Origin of the sequence: Streptomyces sp. NPDC006265 (assembly GCF_040613555.1) — a bacterium.
GTDB lineage: Bacteria > Actinomycetota > Actinomycetes > Streptomycetales > Streptomycetaceae > Streptomyces.
Map to the genome: position 1 here is coordinate 1 of NZ_JBEXSH010001016.1, position 2959 is coordinate 2959.

Consider the following 2959-nt stretch of genomic DNA (forward strand, 5'->3'; position numbering starts at 1 on the left):
GTCGAGACGACCGGCATCTACTGCCGGCCGAGCTGCCCCGCGGTCACCCCCAAGCGGGCCAACGTACGGTTCTTCGCCACGGCAGCCGCCGCGCAGGGGTCGGGCTTCCGGGCCTGCCGGCGGTGCCGACCGGACGCCGTGCCCGGCTCCGCCGAGTGGAACGTCCGCGCGGACGTGGTGGGCCGGGCCGTGCGGTTGATCGCCGACGGCGTGGTCGACCGGGAAGGCGTCGCCGGGCTCGCCGGACGGCTCGGCTACAGCGCACGGCAGGTGCAGCGACAGCTCACCGCCGAACTCGGCGCCGGGCCGGTCGCCCTCGCCCGGGCCCAGCGGGCCCACACCGCACGCGTCCTCGTGCAGACCACCGGGCTCCCGATCACCGAGATCGCGTTCGCGTCGGGTTTCGCCAGTGTGCGGCAGTTCAACGACACGATCCGGGCGGTGTACGCGTCGACCCCGAGCGAGCTGCGCGCCGCCGCGCCGAAGCACGGGCGGGGCCGCCGTAGGGCAACCCCGAACGCCGGCATCCCGCTCCGGCTCGCCCACCGCGGCCCCTACCGGGCCGGACCCGTCTTCGACCTGCTCGAACACGAGGCCGTACCCGGCATCGAGGAGGTGAGCGGCCCGCCCGGCGACCGCACCTACCGGCGCACCTGCCGCCTCCCGTACGGCACCGGCATCGTCGCCGTCGACGAACGCCCCGGCACCACCCGGACCGGACTCGGCGCCCACCCGGGCGGCTGGCTCGACGCCCGGCTGCACCTCACCGACCCACGCGACCTGACCACCGCCGTCCAGCGGCTGCGGCGGCTCTTCGACCTCGACGCCGACCCCTACGCCGTCGACGAGCGCCTCGCCGCCGACCCGCGGCTCGCCCCCCTGGTCGCCGCCAGGCCCGGCCTGCGCTCGCCGGGAACCGCCGACCCGGAGGAACGCGCGGTGCGGGCGCTGACCGGCCGCACGGAGGCGGAACGGCTCGTACGCCGCTACGGCAAGGCCCTCGACGCCCCCTGCGGCGGCCTCACCCACCTCTTCCCCGAGCCGGCCGTGCTCGCCGGAGCCGAGCCCGGCGGCACCCTCGGCGAGCTCACGGCCGCCCTCGCCGACGGCGCCGTACGCCTGGACCCGGGCGCCGACCGGGACGACGCGCAGGACGCCCTGCTGGCCGTGCCCGGCCTGGACGCCCGTACGGTGGCCGAGATCCGCACCCGCGCCCTCGGCGACCCGGACGTGGCCCCGCCCGGCCTCGACGTCCCCGACAGCTGGCGCCCCTGGCGCTCGTACGCACTGAACCACCTGCGCGCAGCAGGGGAGTGGGAGTCCTGATGACCTGCCCGACCTACTGGACGAGTGTGCCCGGCCCCCTCGGGCCGCTGCTCCTCACCGCCGCCCCGGCCGGCGAGCTGACCTCACTGTCCGTGCCCGGCCAGAAGGGCGGACGCGAGGTGCGGGAGGACTGGCGGCGCGACCCCGGGCCCTTCCGGGAGGCCGAGGAGCAGCTCGGCGCCTACTTCGCGGGGGAACTGAAGGAGTTCCGCCTGACCTGGCGCACCGAAGGCACCGCCTTCCGCGAGAAGGTCTGGGCCGCGCTGGACGACATCCCCTACGGCTCGACCACGACCTACGGCGAGATCGCCGCGCGCATCGGGGCGCCCCGGGCGGCCGTGCGGGCCGTCGGCGGTGCGATCGGCGCGAATCCGCTGCTGGTGGTCCGCCCGTGCCACCGGGTGATCGGGGCGGACGGCGCGCTGACCGGATACGCGGGGGGCCTGGACCGCAAGGTACGGCTGCTGACGCACGAGGGCGTCCTTCCCGCCTGAGGTATGCCGGCTCAGCCCCAGACGACCGCGCCCACCCAGGCCGCCGCGATCAGCTGGCAGGTGAACAGTTCGGCCAGGATGCTGGAGCCGCCCGCGCGCATGACCGTGCGCAGGGCGGCGACCGCGTCGGCGTGACGGCCGAGGCGGAACCGTTCGAAGAGGTAGACCCCGGCGAGGAATCCCGGGATCGCGCCGAGGACGGGAACCAGGACGAAGCCGAGGACGGACCCGGTGCCGGCGCAGGCCAGCATGCGGCGGCTGGTGCGGTTCATCCGCAGCCGCCGGGGCGGCAGCGCCCAGCGGACGGCCTGGGAGACCAGCATCAGGACCGTGGCCCCGACCAGCACCCACCATGCGACGGGCTGCGGATCCTTCAGCGCCCACCACATGACCGCGGCCCACACCAGCAACGATCCCGGCATGGCGGGCAGCAGCACTCCGCACAGCCCGAGCAGGATGACCAGCCCGACCAGCAGGAGGTCCCACACTCCCATCTGACCAGACTGCCGGAACACGCGAGAACGCGCAGGTCAGAAGCGCGGCCGGGGCTCAGACCCGCAGGTCAGCCGCTCGCGCCCCGCCGGGCTCCGGATTTCGCAAGACCGTTCTACGGCTCACCCGAGGTGCCGTTCACCTGCCCGTGGCCGGCCGGTTTTTTCCACAAGCCCCGTTTTCATCCGGCTCGTGCGGTGGACAATTACCGGCATGAGCCAGCAGGGGGGAAGGCCCACCGGTCACGAGGACGACTGGTGGAAGGAGTTGTACGACGACTCCACCGACGACACGGGCCCCACACCGGCACGGGATTCGCTGGACGACCGGTTCGCGTCGGCGTCGGGGGCGTTGGGAGACGGGGTGGAGGGGCGGACCGGCGGTTCCTCGGACCGGCCGGCGGCGAGGCCCCTCGGCGCGGATCCGGTGGTTCCGGCGCCCCGGACCGGGGCCGACGACATGCCGGCCACGCCCCGCCCGAACGGCCCGGCCCCGCAACGCGCCCCCTGGGAGCCGCCACCGCCCCGGCCCGCCGGGCCCATGAGCTTCCCGACCGCGCCGAAACCGCGGGGTCGCCCCGAGCAGACACCCGGCCGCGCCCCCACGGACGAACAGCCATGCGACGCAACGCCCTCGACCGGGCCTCC

Annotated in this window: 3 protein-coding genes and 1 pseudogene; 3 read left to right on the forward strand and 1 reads right to left on the reverse strand. The window is 75.4% G+C overall.

Going from position 1 to position 2959, the window contains the following annotated elements; genetic code table 11:
• Both ABZ281_RS44445 and ABZ281_RS44450 read left to right on the forward strand, forming a co-directional pair.
• The coding region (locus ABZ281_RS44445) for an AlkA N-terminal domain-containing protein (protein ID WP_356663974.1) at positions 1 to 1326 on the forward strand (1326 nt) is incomplete at its 5' end.
• Positions 1326 to 1820, forward strand: a complete 495-nt coding sequence (locus tag ABZ281_RS44450) for a methylated-DNA--[protein]-cysteine S-methyltransferase (RefSeq protein ID WP_356663976.1) — start codon at positions 1326 to 1328, stop codon at positions 1818 to 1820. The genes ABZ281_RS44445 and ABZ281_RS44450, both read left to right, overlap by 1 nt.
• A gap of 11 nt (positions 1821 to 1831) precedes the next feature.
• Here the strand turns inward: ABZ281_RS44450 and ABZ281_RS44455 are convergent, their stop codons facing one another.
• Complete coding sequence (locus ABZ281_RS44455) at positions 1832 to 2314, reverse strand: DUF456 domain-containing protein (RefSeq protein ID WP_356663978.1); 483 nt, start codon at positions 2312 to 2314, stop codon at positions 1832 to 1834.
• A 211-nt stretch (positions 2315 to 2525) separates the two neighbouring features.
• Between ABZ281_RS44455 and ABZ281_RS44460 the strand changes: the two are divergent.
• A pseudogene (locus tag ABZ281_RS44460) lies at positions 2526 to 2959 on the forward strand (hypothetical protein); the annotation flags it as partial.